Source organism: Maricaulis sp. (genome assembly GCF_048270095.1).
GTDB lineage: Bacteria > Pseudomonadota > Alphaproteobacteria > Caulobacterales > Maricaulaceae > Maricaulis.
The window spans coordinates 72,473-91,175 of record NZ_JBLWTL010000002.1 but is presented as its reverse complement, the minus strand read 5'-3'; the positions used below and the strand labels follow the sequence as shown (position 1 = coordinate 91,175).

Here is an 18,703-nt window from a genome sequence, read left to right as displayed (position 1 = left end):
CTATCCGCGCAGCCATTGTTGTGGCCGCCCGGCGCTGAGCGAGCGCCACACCCATTCGACCGGGCCGTAGCGATAACGTTGCAGCCAGAAAATCGAGCCGAAAACCTGCGCCACCCAGACCGAGACCAGGATCAGCGCCAGCCCGGTGCGATCAATCTGGCCGAATTGCCCCAGCCCCGGAAAGCCGACGAAGAGCAGGGTCATCAAAAGGGTCTGTGCGAAGTAATTGCTGATCGGCATGCGCCCGACCGCCGCCAGCGCCGAACGCGCGGCGCGGGCCAGATCCAGCTTTGCCGCCAGCATGAAGCCGGCGGCATAGCCGAGCGCCAGCGCCAGGCTGCCGAAATACTGGGCGACGCGGTTTTGCAGGACTGCCGCGGGTGAGAAACCGGAGGCCATCGCATTCCACGCTCCGGCCAGGCACACCAGCACGCCCAGCGCCAGGGCCATCCCGGCAATCCAGCCATATCGGCGAGCCGGCCAGGTCCCGGTCAGGAAACCGCTGCGCAGCCCGGCCATGCCAAGCAGAAGACAGCCGGCGATGCGGCCGCTCATGAAGACAATCTGCATCATCTCCGATTGCAGGGCGATGCTCATATTATAGCCGAGCCGCGCCATAAAGCCGGTCCGGTAAAGCGCTTCAATGTCGGCAATCGCCTCGGGATTGAACCCCATCGCCCCGGCCGCGGTAATGCTGTCGCCGATCAGCGCACCGATCGCGCTGCCAGCCAGCAACATCAGGCCGGTAAACCCGATCAAGCCAAGGCCGAGCCCCCAAAGACCCCGCAGCGCCATGCCATTGGCGGCCACAACGATCATCGCAACCAGGGCCAGCGGCACCAGGATATCGCCATACCAGAACAGATGCGCGTGCAGCAGGCCGAGCAGGAGCAGCCAGCTCAATCGCGGCCATTGCCGGGTCGGGTTCCGGCGCGCAGCCCGGACGCTCAGGACCAGGGCAGCACCGAACAGGGTGATGAAGAGCGCCGTGCCCGCTTGCGAGATGAAGGTCTGGGTCACCAGCCAGACGGCGCGATCACCCCAGCTGTTGAAGTCGCCTTGAAGGCCGGGAATATCGGCCGCGATCCAGACCAGGGCGAAGAGCTGAATATTGACCGCAAACATCGCCAGCACGGCAAAACCCCGCACTTCGTCGAGGACGTCATGACGTTGCGATGGCGTTTCATCCGGCATTTTTGCTCCCTTGAGGCGAATTCGCCAGGTTTCCGCCATATTCTTACGAAAGTTTCACGCTCGCAGCATGTTTCGGGAATTGTATCGAGTCTCAATAAATTTCATAACTCAATCACGCATGCGGATACGCCTTGGGGTGCGAAAACGTCATGATCCAGTTTCTGGTCTCGCTGATTGAATGGTTTGCCGTGATGGGCTTGTCCGTCCTGGGCATTTCCTATTCTCCCCCGGCTGGCTGCCACGCCCCTGAGCCGACCGAATACCGTCAGATGGTCGCCTGGAACCCTGGCCATGCGTCGAACACTCCCGCCGGCACGCTGATATCGAGCCGGGAATGCATCTCCGGTTCTGAACTCAGAATACACGGTTCGACACCGGTATTCGTGACGCCATCCGACCGGTACGACAGCTAGCTGGCCGGTTTCCGGGACCCGTTCCGACAGGCAAACTCCCATATTGCATAGATTATCTGTGTCGGCAGCGCGCTTCTGTGCCTATCATCTGTCACAATGGCTCAATTGAGCCCTTCTGTCCGCAGACCCCGTCCGGGAGCACACCTGCTCCATGGCCCGATCGAGCGCAATATGACCGAGAAAACGCTAGATAAATCAATCCACCTCGCCGAAATCGACCTGGCGGAATCCACCACCGACCAGACTGTGTCGGCGGCAGGGTCCCAGGTTCCGGTGTCCGAATCGCCGCAGGCTGATCCACGCCAGTCTCGCAGGGCAGAGGAAAATCCCGGCGGGGCCTGGCTGATCTGGCTCGCCAATAGCTTTGCCCTGCTCTGGGTCGGCGGCGCCGCCGCCTTCATCTGGGGCGCCCTCGGTGTCCAGTCGCTTGAACGTCTCGGACAATACGGCTTCGGACAACTGACCGGGCTGGCCGTTTTCGCTATCGCGCCGGCCCTGCTCTTCATCATGAGCGGGCTGATGGCACGCGAAGTGGTCCGCAATGCCCATAATACCCGACGCGTTGAACGCGCCATCCGCCGCCTGTCCGAGCCGGCCCAGTATGCGCGTCACGAGGTCCAGTCCCTCTCCCAGGCCGTGACCGGCGAAGTCGACCGCATCAATTCGGCGCTGGAGAGCGCCCTCGCCCGTCTGGCGGCGATGGAAGAAGTCATCAGCCATCACGCGGAATCGCTTGAGCTTTCGGCCACCGATGCCCGTGACCGGACCGAGGAATTGCTCAAGGGTCTGCGCAAGGAGCGACTGCGTCTCGGCGAGGTCTCCGAATCCTTCGACGACAAGGCCGCCCTGATTGCCGCAGCGATTTCCGACCAGTCCAAAATGGTCGCGGCAGCCGCCGAACTGGCCGCCAACCAGGCCAGTGATAGCGGACGCCGCATCCTGGCCAGCGTTGAAAGCCTGCAGGACGCCGGCGATTCCGTCACCGAGCGCAGCAATATTGCGGCAACCAAACTGTCGGAACGCACCGCGCATCTCCACGAGCTTTCCGACACGCTCAAGGAAAGAACCGACAATCTCGACGCTGCCTATGTCAAACACCGCGGCCGCCTGAGCGAAGCCGGTGAAGCCTTGCGCAAGGAGCAGGAGAAGATCGCCGCCGCGCTCGACTTCCACCGGGCCGAACTCGATGTCATGGCGACCACCGCGCGCGACGGCGCCAACGCCCTGACCTCGGCCTCGACCGATGGCGCGGCCGCCTTCAAGAAATCTGTCGACGAGGCACTCGAGCGGGCGCACGGCCTGGCGGGCCGTGTCCGGTCGGAATCCGAATATGCGGCGCGTGAGCATGAGGCCGCCCTGGCACGCTTGATTGCCTCCGCCCAGGAAGCCAAGTCAATTTCCGAGGCCGCGATCGAAGCCATCGAGGCTCAGGCGAATGCGGTGACGCAGAAGGTCGAACATTCCAACGAAATCGCCTTCAACGCCGCCCAGCGCTCCGACGATGCCTTCCAGCAACGCCTTGCCGAGGCCGACAAGCTCACCGCACGTGCATCGCAGGTGGCCGATGAAGCCGCCGAGTCGGTCCGCCGCCGGCTTGAGGCCGTGCTCGCATCGGCCCGCGTCGAGACCCAGACCGTCGAACGCCATATCGACACGATGACTGATCGCCTTGCCGAGCTGCCCGTGATGGCCCGTGAGCGCGCCCAGGAGGCTGCCGATGCCCTGCGCCGTGGCCTGGAAGGGCTGAATGCCGCTGCCATGGTTGCCGCCGAGGAATCCCAGGAAATTGACGCCGCATTCCAGGCTCGCATCCGGCAGAATTACGAATTGCTCAGCGATTTCATGTTGCGCATGGGCTCGGTGGCCGGTGGCCGCCGCGTACCGGATCTCGGCACGAATGAATTGCCTGACCCGCTGCTGGGCCGCAAACGCAAGCCGGCGGACGATGAAGACGCCAAAACCGATAGCACTGAAGCCAGTGATGAGATGCACGCACCGCTGACCGGACCGCAGCCACGCCGGGCCGCACCCCGCGGGGCTGAAAACAGCGTCGGATTCCCGGAGCGCGGCGGCCGTCAAACCGGCGAGCCGGGCTGGCGCTGGAAGGATCTGCTCTCGAGCATGCCGGCCGAAGGCGATGGCGACGACGCTGACGACGGTGCGGCTGCCGCCAAACGCCCGGCCAAGCGTGACAAGGGCGACAGCTAGGCGTCGATCATCCGGTAGTGTCACCGCGACCGCTGCGCGGTCGCGTCAATTCACCGGGCGGTCTGCTCCGCGGTCCAGTCGGCCAGATCCTGGCTGACCTGCGTCGCGGCCTGATCGAAAGCGGCGACGATCGCCCCCATGCGATTGCTTGACGCGCGCGCCTCGCCCACGAAAACACTCGATCCGACGATGCGTCGGCCGCGGCTCGCGACCAGCCGCGTTGCCAGCCGGACGCGGACCAGCGGTGCATTGGTGTCGCCGCGGTCATACACCGCCTCGAATTCACGCAGATCGAGCCGCAATTCATAGGCCGCGCGCACACCGTCTTCCGGCAAGGTTGGCGCCAGGTGGGACTCGCTGCCATTGAAGGTGTCGACGATCAGAGTCTGCATGATGCGGGGTGTCGGCGCGATCCAGCGCGCCGCAGCCATATAGGCGATACGGCCATCGGCCATCTGGATGGCGATCTCGTCACCGGCGAGACCACGCGGCGCCTGTGGTGCCACCACCTCAATGACGGTCCAGTCCTCACCGGTCCATGTCCGCGCCTCGGGCGACGACAATCGATAGACCGATGACGGGGTGGATTCCGGCAGCAGGGACACGCAGGCCGAGAGCGACAAGGCGCTCAGCGCCACCACAGCCAGCTTGATCGAAATGACGGGTTTCATTGCGGCACCTCTACCGTTTGACGGGGCGAACCGGCGATGAAGCCGCCGGGATTGTTTTCAAAGTCCGACGCACTGCGTTCCATCGATTCAACCAGCCGGTTCAGCTCGCCGGCCGCGCGGGTCATATCTTCAAGACCATCCTGGGCGAAGGATTCCAGAGCCGGCTGAATCGCCTCGATCAGTCCCGTCGTGTCGGTCGCGGCCCGGTTGACGGCAATGGCCGCCGCCGTGGTCTCATTGACGGCCGTCGCCATTTCATTGGTCAGGAAGGCATCGGCCGTGACACCGAATTGCTGCAAGGTGACGGCAGCATCGGAGATATCGGAAGCCGCAGTATCGATCCGCCCGATGGCGGCGCGCATTTCCTCGACGAGGACCTGTTCGGCATTCACCCGGTCGGTGATCTCGCGCAAATTCTGCAGCGTCGCGGAGAACTCCTCGACATTCTGGTCACTGAGCAATTCGGACAGGCGGAACAGGGTCAGCTGTGCCGCGTCGAGCACATCCTCGGAGCCTTCGACAAGCCCCTCCAGCTGGGCGCGCCGCGCGAAAATGCGTGGGGGCTGCCGGCTGGCCGGGCTCAACAGGCGCTGGGCATCCGGAGCGCCGCCGGAAATCAGGATATAGGACAGACCGGTCAGGCCTTGCGGTTCAAGCTGGGCATAGGAATCAACGCGCACCGGCGTTTGCGCCAGCACCCGGACCCGCGCAATGACGCGGCTCTGGCCATCCAGCCCGAGCGAGGTGACTTCGCCCACCTGGATTCCGTTGAAACGCACTTCGGCGGATTCGCGAAGACCGCGCACCGGCCCCTCGAACACGACATCGTAGAACGCATAATCCTCATCGAAAGAGACCTTGCCGAGCCAGACCGCGAAAACACCGCCGCCGGCGATCAAGATCAGTGCGAACAGACCGACCAGAACGTGATGTGCCTTGGTTTCCATCGTCTAATTCTCCTTGCCGGCGGTCGCGGTGCGGCCGCGCGGACCGTGGAAATATTCCTGGATCCACGGATGAGGGTTTCGCATCAACGCCTCCAGGGGCGCAACCGCCGCGACACGTTTATCCGCCAGGACGGCAATTCGGTCACAGATCGCATAGAGACTGTCGAGGTCATGCGTGATCATCAACACGGTCAGATCGAGCGCCCGCGACAATTCCAGGATGAGCGCATCAAACGCCGCTGCACCGATCGGGTCGAGACCGGCGGTGGGCTCGTCGAGGAAAAGAATATCGGGATCGAGGGCGAGCGCCCGCGCCAGGGCGACGCGCTTGCGCATCCCGCCCGAAAGCTCTGAGGGAAAGCGGTCGAACACACTGGAATCGAGCCCGGCGAGGCCGAGCTTCATGCCGGCAATCTCTTCCATCAACGGGACGGACATATCGATATGCTCACGCAGCGGCGCCATGACATTCTCGAGCACGGTCAGCGACGTAAACAGGGCGCCATTCTGGAATAGCACGCCCCAGCGGCTATCGACCTTGCGCCGTTCGGCCGAACTCAGCTCGGAGAAGCGGCGTCCATTGAACAGGATATCGCCCGCGGCATAGTTCTGAAGCCCGAGGATGGCGTTCATCAACACGGTCTTGCCCGTGCCGGATCCCCCGACCAGCCCGAGAATTTCGCCCCGCCGGATATCGAGGTCGAGATTATCGTGCACCACATGGCTGCCAAAAGCAGTGCGCAGGCCGCGAATCGAGATCAGGACATCGGTACTCATATGCCCAACTCCAGATACATCATCGCGAACAGGGCTTCGATGACGATGACGATGAAGATCGACTGCACCACCGACGCGGTGACCCGGCGGCCGAGGGATTCAACATCGCCGGCCACCTTCATGCCCTGCCGGCAACCGACAATCGCCACCACCAGACCAAAGACCGGCGCCTTGGACATCCCGACCCAGAAATGGCTCCAGTCGAGCTCCGAATGAATACGCGCCACGAAAACTGCCGGCGAAATGTCCTGGGCGGTCCAGGCCACGAGCATGCCGCCAAAAATACCGGTGATCATGGCCGCGAAGGTCAGCAGCGGCGCCATCAGCACACAGGCGACCACGCGTGGCAGGACCAGAACCTCGAACGGGTCCAGCCCGAGCACACGCATCGCGTCGATTTCCTGCTGCATCTTCATGGCGCCAATCGAGGCGGTGAAGGCTGAATCCGAACGCCCCGCCAGCATGATCGCCGTGATCAGAACCCCGAATTCCCGCAGCACGGAAATGCCGATCAGCTCGACGCTGAAAATCGCAAAGCCGAGATCGGCCAGCAGGTTTGCGCCCATATAGGCCACGACCGCCCCGATGAAGAAGGACAGGACCGCGATGATCGGCATTGCATTGACGCCGACCTCTTCCATGGCCCACACCGTCGCGGTCATGCGAAAGCGCGATGGCCGCACCAGGGTGTGCAGCCCCGTCGTCACCGTCTGACCGAAAAACCCGATCGTCTCGATCGCTTCGCGCGCCGCCGCCTCGAGCCCCGCACCGATCCGCGCCAGGGCGCCGTAAAATCCGAGCCCCCGAGGTGCGTCGGGCGGGCAGACCTGGGTCCGGCGCCGGACCTCCTCGATCAGCCGGCGCGCCGTCGGGTGGCTGCCGAGAAAATGAAAATCACCATCGGGGACACCGCAGCGGCGCGTAGCACGCCCGAGCAGATAGGCACCGGACGTGTCGACGCGTCCGAGATGACCCAGGTCGAGGACGATCTTGTCGGGCTCGATACTGGTTTCAACCTGGCGGATCGCGTCATCGACACGGCCGATCGTATCAACCGTCCAGTCGCCATGCGCTTCAATGATCGTCTTGCCCGCGTCTTCGCGCAAAACGACCGCAGCACTGGTCTGAGAACTCGCTGGATTTCCCCTCATATCTGGCACCCTAGTCGATATCGGCGGTCCGAGGGAGTACAGAAATGCGGTGAAGCAGTAATGCAACAGCCAGACCGGCGGCGGCAGGCAATATCATGATCGCGAAGCCCGTAGTCCCCAGCCGCGCGAAAAAATATCCCGAGACCGCCGAAGCGATCGCCATCACCACGCCGCCGGACAGGGCCGAATTGATTGCCTGTCCGGTCGCCGCGAACCGGTCAGGCACGGCCGTCGCCGCATAGCGCAGAAATCCGAGATAGGTCGCCGCAAAGCTCAGGGCATGCAGGCATTGCAGCGCAAACAAGCCCCAAAGCGGCGGCGCCAATGCCGTCAGTCCCCAGCGCAGGATGGAGCCGGCACCGCCCAGGATCAGCAAGGCTGCCGGGCTGAGCCGCCCGAGCCAACCGCGACCGGACAGCCAGAGAAAGACAATCTCCACCGCCACGCCGCTCGCCCACAACGCCCCGATGATCACATCGGAATAACCTTGCGCCGACCAGGCAACAGCCGAGAAGGCATAATAGAAACCATGCCCCCCCTGGATCAGGGCCGAGGCCGCCAAAGCCAGTCCGAAGGGTCCCGCCACCATCCGGCGCAGGGCCGACAAGTCAGCTTCCTCAGCCGGCGGATGTGGAACCCGCTCCCCAGCCGGCAAGCGCGCCGCAGCGATGGAGATCGCGACCGAACCGAACACGATGCAGGCGAGAATTGTCTCACTGCCGCGCCAGTCGATCAGCGCGCCGGCGGCAAAATTGCTGATGATGAACATCACGGATCCGATTGCCCGGACCGGGCCGAAAACGAAAAACCCGTCGCGCGCCTGGCGCAGGGCGAAGGCGTCAATCACCGGGATCTGGCCAAAGAGTACCGCACCGGAGAGGAAGGACAGGATTACCAGTAGCCAGGGCGAGTGCACCGGGTAGTGAACAGCAAACACAAGGGTAGCTGCCAGGGCAAACAGGAGAATCGGGTCGCGATTGCGCCGCGCATTGTCAGCCCAGCGCGCGCCCAGCGGCGAAACCAGTGTCCGCCCCGCCAGACCGGCGGCGACAATCCAGCCAATCCACTCCGCACTCAGATCCCGTCCTTCCAGCCATTTGGGGAAATACGGCAGGAAAGCCCCCAGGGTGAGGTAGAACGCCCCGTAATAGGTGGCAAAACGGAATCCGGGCGATCTGATCATTTCAATCCTTCAATGTGCGATGCCCATAACCCGTGCCACTGTTCCTGCATAGGCATGATGCGCTTGGCGAACAGTGTTCACCGCTATAGGTTCGCCGCCAGATTGAAGCCGAGGAATGACCCTAGATGGATGCGGATACCGCAGTATTGGATTGTGCGGAAGCCAGGGATCAAGACACACAGCTCCGCCCCTTGCGCGTGCTGGTGACCGGTTATCGCTCCAATCCGCATGTCGGTGGACAGGGCGTCTATATCCGTGAATTGACGCGCAGTTTGCGCGATCTGGGGCACAAGGTCTCGGTCGCATCCGGCCCGCCCTACCCGGAACTTGATGACGGTATCGAGCTGATCAGACTGCCGGCGCTCGACCTGTTTGCCGAGGATAATGCCTTCATGGCGCTGCGACTTCGGCATCTGGCATCCTGGGCCGATCTGTCAGAATGGCTCTCCCACAATAGCGGTGCCTTCGGCGAGCTTTACGCCTTCTCGCGCCGGCTCGAACGCTTCCTCGCCCGGGAGGGGGATCGCTTCGACGTCGTGCATGACAATCAGACCCTGGCGACACCCTTCCTGCGTATCAATCGCCGCCTGCCGGTCATCACCACCGTCCACCACCCGATCGCCATCGACCGCGAATACGCTCTCGCTGCCGGTGGCAAATGGTGGGAACGCGCCCTGACCCGGCGCTGGTATCATTTCATCGGCATGCAGGCACGCACCGCCCGCCAACTGCCGCGCCTGCTCGCCGTCTCCCAGGCCGCCAGCGACAGCCATGCCGACCATTACGGCATCGATACGAGCCGCGTCCGCGTCGCCTTCAATGGCATTGACCATGACATTTTCCACCCCGATCCGGCGGCAAAGCCCGAGCCGGGACTGATCGTCACCACCGCCAGCGCCGACGCCCCGATCAAGGGGCTGGACGTGTTGATCGACGCCCTTGCGCGCGTCGCGGCGGCACGCCCGCTGGCCCGGCTGCACATTATCGGTACGCTGCGCGACGGCCCCGCCAAACAGGCGCTCGCCGCCCACGGACTCAGCAATCGCGTCACGACAAGCTCCGGTTTGACGCGCGAAGCCATCGCCCAGCTTTATCGCCGCGCCCATATCGTCGCCTGCCCCGCCCGCTTTGAAGGCTTCGGCTTTCCGGCCGCCGAGGCGATGGCTTGCGGCGGCGCCGTCGCAGCCAGCAATGGCGGCGCCCTGCCGGAAGTCGTCGGCGATGCCGGCCTGATCTCCACCGCCGGCGATGCCACCAGCCTCGCCAATGATCTCGCCCGCCTGCTTGACAATCCCGAAGAGGCACGGCGCCTTGGCGCCCGTGCGGCGATCCGGGCCCGCGAGGAATTCAACTGGTCACGTCACGCCCTGGCCGCCTCCCGGCTCTATGCCGAAGCCCTCGCGGAGCGGAGCCCGAACGCCTGATGTTGACAATGCGACTGGAAGACATGGCGCTCGAGCCCGGCATGCGCGTGCTTGATCTCGGCTGCGGCCGCGGCCGGCATTTGCACGCCCTTTACTGGAATGAGATCCCGCTGGACGTGGTCGGCGTCGATCTCTCCCATGGCGAGGTCAAGGCGGCCTTCGACGGCTTCTTCCAGCTGCCGCCACCGGAACCACATTCGCCATTGCGCAGCGCTGTACTCAGCGCCGGCGACGCTGCGCGCCTGCCATTTGCCGATAATAGTTTCGACCGGGTCCTGTGTTCGGAAGTGCTCGAGCACGTCCCCGATCCCGACGCCGTACTGGCCGAGATCGCCCGCATTTTGAAGCCTGACGGCATCTTCGCAGCTTCGGTGCCGCGCTACTGGCCCGAGGCGATCTGCTGGAAGCTGTCGACCGCCTATCACAATACGCCCGGCGGTCATGTCCGCATTTTCAAGACCAAGGCCCTGCGCGACCAGGTCCGCAAACAGGGCTTCGCCTGTTTCAAACGGCATTGGGCCCACGGGCTGCACAGCCCCTATTGGTGGCTGCAATGCGCCTTGTGGGAGCAGCGTGAAACCAGCGCCTCGGTGCGGCTCTACCGTAAATTCCTTGAATGGGACCTGATGGAGAAGCCCTGGCTGACCCAGTCGCTGGAATGGCTGCTGGCGCCGGTCATGGGTAAATCCGTGGTGATGTATTTCCGGAAGGTCGGCTGATGGCCAGACAGATCGATATTGCTGCCTGCGCCGATCATATCGAGCGCCTGCAACGAGCCGACGGCTCCATTCCCTGGGTCGAGGCAGGCATATGGGATGCCTGGAATCACGGCGAGAGCGTGATGGCACTGGCCATTGCCGGTCGCGGCGCCGCCGCCCGCAAGGCGCTTGATGCGCTGTTCGAGCGCCAGGACGAGGATGGTGGCTGGCGCGGTGATCTCGGAGCCTCCGTGCCGCTCGATGACGCCAATCGCCGCCTGGTGCCGGGCACGCCGGAGACCGCACGTGACACGAATTTCTCCGGCTATGCCGCTGTCACCCTGCTGCGCTCCATGCTGGCGCTGGACACGCCGGCAGAGGTGTCACGCTACTGGCCGCAATTGCGCCGGGCGATCAACTGGGTCCTCAGCCATCAGACGCGCCATGGTGATATTGTCTGGCGCGCGCCCGATACGGGCGAGACAATGGAAGCGCTCGATTCCTTGCGCGCCGGAAATGCCAGCCTCTACAAGGCGCTTGAATGTGCCATCCAGATCGCGCGCATGCTGGGTCATGATGATCGCGAATGGATGCAGGCCCGACAGCGGCTCGGCGCGGCCTTGCGCGAAAATGACGCCCGCTTCGACCGTACCGGCATTGATCGCCGCCGCTATGCGATGGACTGGTATTACCCGGTGCTGGCCGGTGTCTTGCCGATCGAGACCGGCCGCGCCCGTCTCTATGCCCGCTGGACCGACTTCGTCGAGCCGGGACTGGGCTGCCGCTGCGTCGCCGACGAGCCCTGGGTGACCGCCGCCGAAACGGCGGAGCTGGCGCTGGCCTGTATGGCGGTCGGCAAGACGAGCCAGGCCACATCCCTGCTCGCAGACCTCGCGCCCTTGGCGGCCAAGGATGGCGGCTATTGGATGGGATGGCAGTTCGAGGAGGGCGTCATCTGGCCCTATGAACGCCCGTCCTGGACCGCAGGGGCCATGGTGCTGGCCGCGGACGCGATTCAGGGGCTGAGCAAGGGCTCGACTCTCTTGATCAAGAATGCCGTGCCGGAATTCGCGCTCAAGCGCGGCGGCGCAGGACTTCCAGCGTCCCGACGCGATTGACGGTGTCGTAAAGACCCGACGCGACCGCCAGTTTCCAGATCTCATAGGGCGGCCGACCGCCATCGGCCGGATCCGGGAAAACGTCATGGATGGCCAGAATGCCGCCGGCGACAATCCGGCCGGTCCAGCCCTCATAATCGGCCAGGGCTGCCTCCATGGAATGCCCACCATCGATGAAGACCATGCCGAGCGGTGTGGTCCAATGGGCCGCGATAATGGCCGAACGTCCGACGACCGGAATCACACAATCCTCGAGCCCACCCCTGAACAGCGTCTCACGCAAGGCGGGCAAGGTCTCGACAGCGCCCAGCTTGGCATTGAACAGTTCGGGGTCGTGATATTCCTCGCCGGCCTGGTGTTCCTCCGAGCCGCGATGATGGTCGAGCGTGTAGAGCACGCTGCCAGCCTCACGCGCCGCAGGGCCGAGATAGAGCGCCGACTTGCCGCAATAGGAGCCGATTTCAAGCACCGGACCGAGATGGCCGGCTTCGCGCGCAAGCGCGGCCAGTGCCTCACCCTCGACCGGATCGAGGAAGCCTTTGACGGTCGACGGATCAAGCATCAGGAAAAGGGCTGAACATCGCGGATTTCGCGGCGCAAACGCGCCAGCGCGTCAGCATGGTCGCGCAGGCTTTCAGACAGAAAAGCCAGCTGGTCGCGTTCGATATTCACACGCGCGCGCTGCTCCTCGTCAAATCGGTCCGACATCAGGGCGACAACCGCATCGAATGTCGTCACCGCTTCGCGCGTCAGATTGATGGCGGTTTCGACCTCACCGAGATCACGGGTCAGAGTTGAGCGGGTAAAGCCGGCCGGCTGGATGATAATGGCCCGAGCCGCCTGGTCGACCTGGCGGGCCTGGGCTGTGGCGAGCGTGACGTCGGTGACGACGAGCTCTGCGGCGGCAGCCCCATTCAAAGTCAGCAGCTGGCGTAATTCGATATAGGCCTGCCCCGGCTGTTCCGCAGGCTCGGCCTCGCTGCCGGCCTGGCCGGTCAGCCGGTCCATCCAGCCACGCGCCGTCTGCATGGCTCCGTCCGTGCGGACCCAGGCATTGTCACGATAGCTGGTCTGGAGTGTCTGCGCGGCATTGAGCAAGTTGGCCTGGGCCGGGTTCGAGCGCAGCTCGGTGTCGGAGACGCCGGATCCAACAAGTGAGATAGGGTCGCTGGCACAGGCCGTGATCAAGCCGCAGGCGCAAATCGCCGCAAGAACACCCTGGTATCCACGCATCAAACGATAATTCCCAACACGAAACCTGCCCCAATTCGCTAGAGCGTATAGTGAGTAGCTCTGATAAGCTATGCAATATTATATTGATGATGCGCTAACGATAGATGGACGCGATGGACACCGCCTATACCCGCCGCCCGCTCTACCCGCCGATCCGCCCCAACAAGGCCTCGCGCCTGCCGGTCGGGGACGGACATGAACTCTATATCGAGGATTGCGGTCGCCCGGACGGATTGCCGGTCATCGCCCTTCATGGTGGTCCCGGCGGCGGCATCTCACCGGCATTGCGCCGTTTTTTCGACCCTGAGCGCTATCGCATCATCCTGTTCGACCAACGCGGCTGCGGCCGCTCGACACCGCATGGTGCCCTGAACGCCAATACCACCGCCCATCTTGTCGGCGATATCGAGCGCATTCGCGCCGCGCTCGGGATCGATAAATGGGTGGTTTTTGGCGGCTCATGGGGCGCAACCCTGGCGCTCGCCTATGCCCGCGAACATGCCAGCCAATGCCTGGGACTGATCCTGCGCGGCGTGTTTACATGCCGCCAGGTCGAGCTCGACTGGTTCTACCGGCGCGGTGCCAACATGTTGTTTCCGGACAGCTGGGAGCGGCTGACCGGTTCGCTCAGCGCGACAGAATCCGGGGACGTCCTCAAGGCCTATTATGAGCGCATGCAGGAGCCGGACATCGTGCGTCGGCGCCCCGATGCGCTCGCCTGGGCGCGCTGGGAAAGTGCGCTGATCAGCCTGGCCGGGCAACCCGATGCGCCGCTGGCCGATCCGCTGCGCGCCGATGCCCTCGCCCGGATGGAGACGCATTACTTCTTCCACAAGGGATTTCTGGAGCATGATGGCGCCCTGATCGACAGCGCGCCGCGCTTCAAACACCTGCCCGGCATCATCGTGCAGGGCCGCTATGACGTTGTGACGCCGCCGCAGACGGCCTGGAGCCTGGCGCGCGAATGGCCGCGGGCGCGGCTACGCATCATTCCCGATGCGGGCCATGCCGCCGGCGAGCCGGGGATTGTCGACGGGCTGGTGCGCGCCACAGATGCGTTCGCCGACCAGTTCAGCTAGCGGCAGGATCACCGGCGACGGCGCTCGCCAGGCCTGAGTCTAGACAGAAAAAGGCCCCGCCTGCGATCTGCGCCGGCGGGGCCTTTCCTTGTATGCCTGTGCCCGGCAATGCGGGCGGTGGTTAGCCGAGACCAATCATGGTGCCGAGCCGGCCGGCATTGAAGCGATCATCCAGGCCAAGCACCAGGATGGAGCCAATCGCCACGGGTACGATATAGCGCACCGCAAAGTGGAAGAAGGCGAACAGGCCCGGCGAAGCGTGGCTCAGTTCAGTCCGCATCAGGCTCTTCGGGATCACCCAACCAGCGAAGACCGCGACCAGGAAGCCACCAAGCGGCAGCAGGATCTGACCGGACAGCACGTCGACGAAACCGCCGGCAAAGGCTTCCGAATAGACGGCACCGGCGCCGATCATGAAGGCAAAGCCACCCAGCAGCCAGGCGGTCATCGAACGACCGAAACTCGCATTCTCCTCGACGAAGGCGACGGTCGCCTCGAGCAGGGAGATGGACGAGGTCAGGGCGGCGATGAAGGCCAGGGCGAAGAAGGCCCCACCGATGAAATTACCGGCCGGCATGGTCGAGAAAACCTGCGGCAGGGCGGTGAAGATCAGGCCGAGCCCGGCAGCCGGGTCCATCCCGACCATGAAGACGATCGGGAAGATCATCAGGCCGGCAATCAGAGCAACCATCGTATCAGCCGAAACGATCAGAACCGACGAAGAGCCGATGTTGGAATCGCGCGGCAGATAGGAGCCATAGGTGATCATGATGGCCGAGGCGACGCTGACCGAGAAGAAAGCCTGGCCGAGCGCGGCGACGAAGGTCTGGCCCGAGACGGCGCTGAAATCAGGCGCGAACAGGTAGTTGAGGGCTTCGCCGGCCGCACCATTCATCATCGAATAGATCGTCAGGCCGATCAGGACGAGGAAGAAGAGCGGCATCAGGATTGTGGCGACGCGCTCAATCCCGCCTTTCAGGCCTCGTGAGACAACCAGAATGGTCAGGACCATGAAGCCGAAATGCCAGAGCATTTTGACGCCGTCAGTGCCGTAGAACATCGTCGCGCCATCAGGCTGGGCGAACCCACCGGCAAAGCCGGCGGCGGAGAACGCCATGACCTGGCCGGCGATAACACTATAGGTCGTCAGTACGAGGAAACCGGCAGCGGTACAGACCCAGCCGACGATCGACCAATTACCGGACTTGCCGGCTTCGATCGCCATTTTGCGGGTCGATGTGATCGCGGATTGTTGCGCGTGACGCCCGATCGCCAGTTCGGCCATCAGGACCGGAAGGGCAAACAGGATGACGCAGCCGATATAGATCAGCACGAAGGCCGAGCCGCCATTCTGGCCCGTCATGAACGGGAAGCGCCAGAGATTGCCGAGACCGACGGCTGAGCCGACGGCGGCCATGATGAATGCAAAACGCGACGACCAGTGGGCGTGCGTGCTCGCGAGCGCTGCTGCCATGAAACTCTCCCCTCATGTCCGGCGGTCTATGCGCCTGGACGGTTATTAATTGGAGCGCACATTTCCCCAACCCTACAGCCGGGTCAAGCTCGGGATTGCTGCGAACAGCCGATCAGCCGAACAGCCCGACACCGCGTGGCGGCTCGGCATTGCGGTGAATATGCGCGCCGAGGATGAGTCCGAACCCGGCGAGCACGGCCAGCATCACAGTCCCGCCATAGGAAATCATCGGCAGCGGCACACCAACGACCGGCAGGACCCCCATCACCATGCCGACATTGATGAAGACATAGAGCCCGAATGTGGTGGCAACACCCATTGTTGTCAGGCGCAGGAAGGTCGATTTGCAGCTCGTCGCAATGGCGACGGTATTGGCCAGGATCAGGGCATAGACCGTCAGGATGACCAGACCGCCGACGAAGCCGAACTCCTCGCCGAGGATGGTGAAGATGAAGTCGGTTTGTTTTTCGGGCAGATAGTCGAGCTGTGACTGCGTGCCTTCCATGAAACCCTTGCCGGTGAAACCACCCGACCCCAGGGCGATCTTGGACTGCAGGATCTGATAGCCGGCACCGAGGGGATCGGAATCCGGGTTGAACATCGTCATGATGCGCTGGCGTTGATAGTCTTCCAGACCATAGCTGAAGAAACCGATGCCTGCGGCCAGACCGGCAACGGCGCCGGGCAGGATGACTTTCCAGCTCAGGCCCGCAAGAAAGACCACCGCGCCGCCGGTCGCGACCAGAAGCAGGGTCGTACCCAGGTCAGGCTGTTTCAGGATCAGCATGGCCGGCACGCCGATCAGGGCTGCCGGCACCAGCAGACCACCGAGCCGGGAAACCCGCTCGGTCGGCAGGTCGTGATAGAAACGCGCCAGTGCGAATACCAGGGCGATCTTCATGAGTTCCGAGGGCTGCAGGCGGATCGGGCCTATATCGAGCCAGCGTTGCGAACCATTGACCGTGGCACCGAATAATTCCGCGCCGATCAGCAGGATGAGCGCGACGGTATAGACCGGATAGGCCACACCCATCCAGAAGCGGGGCGGGAACATGGCGATAACCAGCATGGCGACGAAGCCAACCGCGAAACGGATAGCGTGTTGCACCGCCCAGGGCTCCCATGACCCGTCGCCCACCGAGTACAACATGCCGACGCCCGCCGCGCCAATCAGGACAAGGAGAAGCACCAGCGACCAGTTGAGTTCCATCAACTTGCCCGGCAGGTCGCGAGGCACACTTTCCCGGAAGACCGCCATCAGAGACCGCTCCGCGCAATATTGCCGAAATCGGCGAAAACACCGGGCCGGCTCGACGGGTCGCGGGCCACAACCCGGCGCAGGATGTCGCGCGCAGGTCGTGTCGCAGCGCTGGAACCGCCGCCATGTTCCACCACGACGACAACCGCATATTTGGGATTATCGGCCGGCGCGTAGCAGACAAACAGACCGTGATCACGCAGCCGCCAGGGCAGATCGAGCTGGGTTCGCACACCGGATTCACGCTCGGCTGCGGTGATCGAATAGACCTGCGCCGTTCCGGTCTTGCCGGCCATCTCGATGCCGTCAATGCCAAGACCGCCAAGCCCGAAGGACGTGCCGCCCGGCTCCTCGGCCGCTGCGCGCAGGGCATCGCGCACTTGCACCAGCGATTCATCACGCAGGCCCATATGCGGTGCCGGCGGCGCCATGGCATTGCGGTAGAGCGTTGGCTCGACCGCACGGCCCGAGGCGACGCGCGCCGTCATCACCGCCAATTGCAGCGGCGAGGCCAGCATGGCGCCCTGCCCGATCACGGTGTTGTAGCTATCGCCGGTCGACCAGCCCTGGTTACGCTGGGCCCGTTTCCAGGCCGGGTCCGGCATGATGCCGCGCGCGACGCCGGAAATTCCGATATCGAAGGGCTGACCGATGCCAAAACGTTGCCCCATCGCGTGCAGTCGCTCGATACCCAGCCGTTGCGCCGCTTCATAGAAGAAGATGTCGCACGACGTCTTCACCGCCGTACGCAGATTGACGGCACCGTGACCTTGACGGCGCCAGCAATGGAATTCGCGTTCGCCCAGCCGCACAGAGCCGGAACAGTGCACGGTCTCATTGGGCCGGAAGACGTTGTGCTCGATCGCCGCCGCGGCCGAGACCGCCTTGAAGGTCGAACCAGGCGGATAAGTGCCCTGGATCGATTTCTGGAAGAGCGGCCGGTGGTCATTATCGCGCAGACCCGAGAAATCAGCGCTCGAAATCCCTCCCACAAAGAGATTGGGATCGAAGCTGGGCGCTGAAACCAGGGCGATCAATTCGCCACTATTGACGTCGATCACCACCGCGGCCGCGCTGTCCTGGCCGAGCCGCTCATAGGCATATTGCTGGATATCGGCGTCCAGCGTCATGACAACATCCTGGCCCTGCTGCGGGGCGTTGGATTGTTCGGGCAATTCACGGATCACACGACCCACCGAATTGACCTCGATCTTCAAAGCGCCGGCAGACCCGCGCAAATCCTGTTCACGCGCAACCTCGACGCCGGTCTTGCCGACCTTGAAGCCGGGATGGCGCAGCAACCGCTCGGCCTCGCGGGACTCATTGGCGAGATCGTCCTCATTGGGCGTTTGCACATATCCCACCACATGCGCGAAAGCCGCGGCATAAGGGTAGGAGCGCACTTCGCCGACATCCGGCGCCATGCCCGCCAGCTCAGGGGCATTGAGATTGATCGCGGAGAAGGTCTGCCAATCGAGGTCCTCGGCGACGGTGATGGCATTGAAACGCTGGCCGCGGCTGGCGGCGCGCAAGACGCGTTCGCGCTCATAATCGCTCAACGGCATGAAGCGCGCGAGCCGGTCTAGTGCCGCAGCGATATCGCCGGCCTGTTCGGGAATGATGAGGACGCGGAAACTGTCACGATTATCCGCCAGCAAGGCGCCAAAGCGATCCAGGATGCGCCCACGCGAGGGCGGCACGAGCCGGAAATTGAACTGATTGTTTTCCGACAGGAGGCGGTAGCGTTCGCCTTCCAGCACCTGCAATGAATACAGCCGTGCAGTCAGCCCGGTAAAGGCCAGGGCCCCGCCACCCGCCATCAGCAGGGCGCGGCGGGTGAATTTCATATCCTGTTCCTGGCGATCAGCGCGCATC

The 18,703-nt window shown here is 63.6% G+C and carries 17 protein-coding genes; 6 read left to right on the top strand and 11 right to left on the bottom strand.

Annotated elements, in window-relative coordinates:
- Nucleotides 1-1,194 carry a DUF418 domain-containing protein gene (locus ACN0YJ_RS02340; RefSeq protein ID WP_417495220.1) on the bottom strand — a complete coding sequence of 398 codons (1,194 nt, stop codon included), beginning with the start codon at nt 1,192-1,194 and terminating at the stop codon, nt 1-3.
- Between the two features lie 149 nt (nt 1,195-1,343).
- Here ACN0YJ_RS02340 and ACN0YJ_RS02335 point away from each other — a divergent pair, with 149 nt between their 5' ends.
- On the top strand, nt 1,344-1,607 hold the full coding sequence (locus tag ACN0YJ_RS02335; protein ID WP_417477325.1) for a hypothetical protein: 264 nt from the start codon (nt 1,344-1,346) through the stop codon (nt 1,605-1,607).
- 171 nt (nt 1,608-1,778) lie between these two features.
- A complete protein-coding gene (locus ACN0YJ_RS02330) occupies nt 1,779-3,815 on the top strand; it encodes a hypothetical protein (protein WP_417495219.1) in 2,037 nt (678 codons plus the stop codon).
- 50 nt (nt 3,816-3,865) lie between these two features.
- On the opposite strand, the gene ACN0YJ_RS02325 is transcribed toward ACN0YJ_RS02330, so the two are convergent.
- The 5 genes from ACN0YJ_RS02325 to ACN0YJ_RS02305 are packed head-to-tail and all read right to left on the bottom strand — an operon-like array spanning nt 3,866 to nt 8,544.
- A complete protein-coding gene (locus tag ACN0YJ_RS02325; RefSeq protein WP_417477323.1) occupies nt 3,866-4,486 on the bottom strand; it encodes an ABC-type transport auxiliary lipoprotein family protein in 621 nt (206 codons plus the stop codon).
- Nucleotides 4,483-5,433 carry an MlaD family protein gene (locus ACN0YJ_RS02320; RefSeq protein ID WP_417477322.1) on the bottom strand — a complete coding sequence of 317 codons (951 nt, stop codon included), beginning with the start codon at nt 5,431-5,433 and terminating at the stop codon, nt 4,483-4,485. Before ACN0YJ_RS02320 ends, ACN0YJ_RS02325 begins: the two co-directional genes overlap by 4 nt.
- A gap of 3 nt (nt 5,434-5,436) precedes the next feature.
- Nucleotides 5,437-6,210 carry an ABC transporter ATP-binding protein gene (locus tag ACN0YJ_RS02315; RefSeq protein ID WP_417477321.1) on the bottom strand — a complete coding sequence of 258 codons (774 nt, stop codon included), beginning with the start codon at nt 6,208-6,210 and terminating at the stop codon, nt 5,437-5,439.
- Nucleotides 6,207-7,361 (bottom strand): ABC transporter permease, encoded by a 1,155-nt coding sequence (locus ACN0YJ_RS02310; protein ID WP_417477320.1) that lies wholly within the window; start codon nt 7,359-7,361, stop codon nt 6,207-6,209. Before ACN0YJ_RS02310 ends, ACN0YJ_RS02315 begins: the two co-directional genes overlap by 4 nt.
- Before the next feature lie 10 nt (nt 7,362-7,371).
- Nucleotides 7,372-8,544: an MFS transporter gene (locus ACN0YJ_RS02305; RefSeq protein WP_417477319.1), complete on the bottom strand. Its 1,173-nt coding sequence runs from the start codon at nt 8,542-8,544 to the stop codon at nt 7,372-7,374.
- A 125-nt stretch (nt 8,545-8,669) separates the two neighbouring features.
- Between ACN0YJ_RS02305 and ACN0YJ_RS02300 the strand changes: the two genes are divergently transcribed.
- From ACN0YJ_RS02300 to ACN0YJ_RS02290, 3 genes are read left to right on the top strand one after another with little or no spacing between them, the layout of a single operon-like run.
- A complete protein-coding gene (locus ACN0YJ_RS02300; RefSeq protein ID WP_417495218.1) occupies nt 8,670-9,968 on the top strand; it encodes a glycosyltransferase family 4 protein in 1,299 nt (432 codons plus the stop codon).
- On the top strand, nt 9,968-10,687 hold the full coding sequence (locus ACN0YJ_RS02295; protein ID WP_417495217.1) for a class I SAM-dependent methyltransferase: 720 nt from the start codon (nt 9,968-9,970) through the stop codon (nt 10,685-10,687). The genes ACN0YJ_RS02300 and ACN0YJ_RS02295 overlap by 1 nt, the downstream gene beginning before the upstream one ends.
- Nucleotides 10,687-11,784 carry a prenyltransferase/squalene oxidase repeat-containing protein gene (locus ACN0YJ_RS02290; protein ID WP_417495216.1) on the top strand — a complete coding sequence of 366 codons (1,098 nt, stop codon included), beginning with the start codon at nt 10,687-10,689 and terminating at the stop codon, nt 11,782-11,784. Before ACN0YJ_RS02295 ends, ACN0YJ_RS02290 begins: the two co-directional genes overlap by 1 nt.
- Here the strand turns inward: ACN0YJ_RS02290 and ACN0YJ_RS02285 are convergent.
- Together ACN0YJ_RS02285 and ACN0YJ_RS02280 are read right to left on the bottom strand one after the other, a co-directional pair.
- Complete coding sequence (locus ACN0YJ_RS02285) at nt 11,741-12,346, bottom strand: class I SAM-dependent methyltransferase (protein ID WP_417495215.1); 606 nt, start codon at nt 12,344-12,346, stop codon at nt 11,741-11,743. The two genes, ACN0YJ_RS02290 and ACN0YJ_RS02285, sit on opposite strands and share 44 nt — an antisense overlap.
- Nucleotides 12,346-13,017 carry a hypothetical protein gene (locus ACN0YJ_RS02280; RefSeq protein ID WP_417495214.1) on the bottom strand — a complete coding sequence of 224 codons (672 nt, stop codon included), beginning with the start codon at nt 13,015-13,017 and terminating at the stop codon, nt 12,346-12,348. The genes ACN0YJ_RS02285 and ACN0YJ_RS02280 overlap by 1 nt, the downstream gene beginning before the upstream one ends.
- A gap of 113 nt (nt 13,018-13,130) precedes the next feature.
- Between ACN0YJ_RS02280 and pip the strand changes: the two genes are divergently transcribed.
- The gene (pip, locus tag ACN0YJ_RS02275) at nt 13,131-14,096 is read left to right on the top strand and encodes a prolyl aminopeptidase (RefSeq protein ID WP_417477395.1); all 966 of its coding nucleotides are present in this window, start codon (nt 13,131-13,133) and stop codon (nt 14,094-14,096) included.
- Between the two features lie 121 nt (nt 14,097-14,217).
- Here pip and ACN0YJ_RS02270 read toward each other — a convergent pair whose 3' ends face one another.
- From ACN0YJ_RS02270 to mrdA, 3 genes are all read right to left on the bottom strand, one after another.
- Nucleotides 14,218-15,570, bottom strand: a complete 1,353-nt coding sequence (locus ACN0YJ_RS02270; protein ID WP_417495213.1) for a sodium-dependent transporter — start codon at nt 15,568-15,570, stop codon at nt 14,218-14,220.
- A gap of 112 nt (nt 15,571-15,682) precedes the next feature.
- Nucleotides 15,683-16,828, bottom strand: a complete 1,146-nt coding sequence (rodA, locus tag ACN0YJ_RS02265) for a rod shape-determining protein RodA (RefSeq protein WP_417477312.1) — start codon at nt 16,826-16,828, stop codon at nt 15,683-15,685.
- Nucleotides 16,828-18,675 (bottom strand): penicillin-binding protein 2, encoded by a 1,848-nt coding sequence (mrdA, locus tag ACN0YJ_RS02260; RefSeq protein ID WP_417495212.1) that lies wholly within the window; start codon nt 18,673-18,675, stop codon nt 16,828-16,830. The genes rodA and mrdA overlap by 1 nt, the downstream gene beginning before the upstream one ends.
- Between the last annotated feature and the right edge of the window lie 28 nt (nt 18,676-18,703).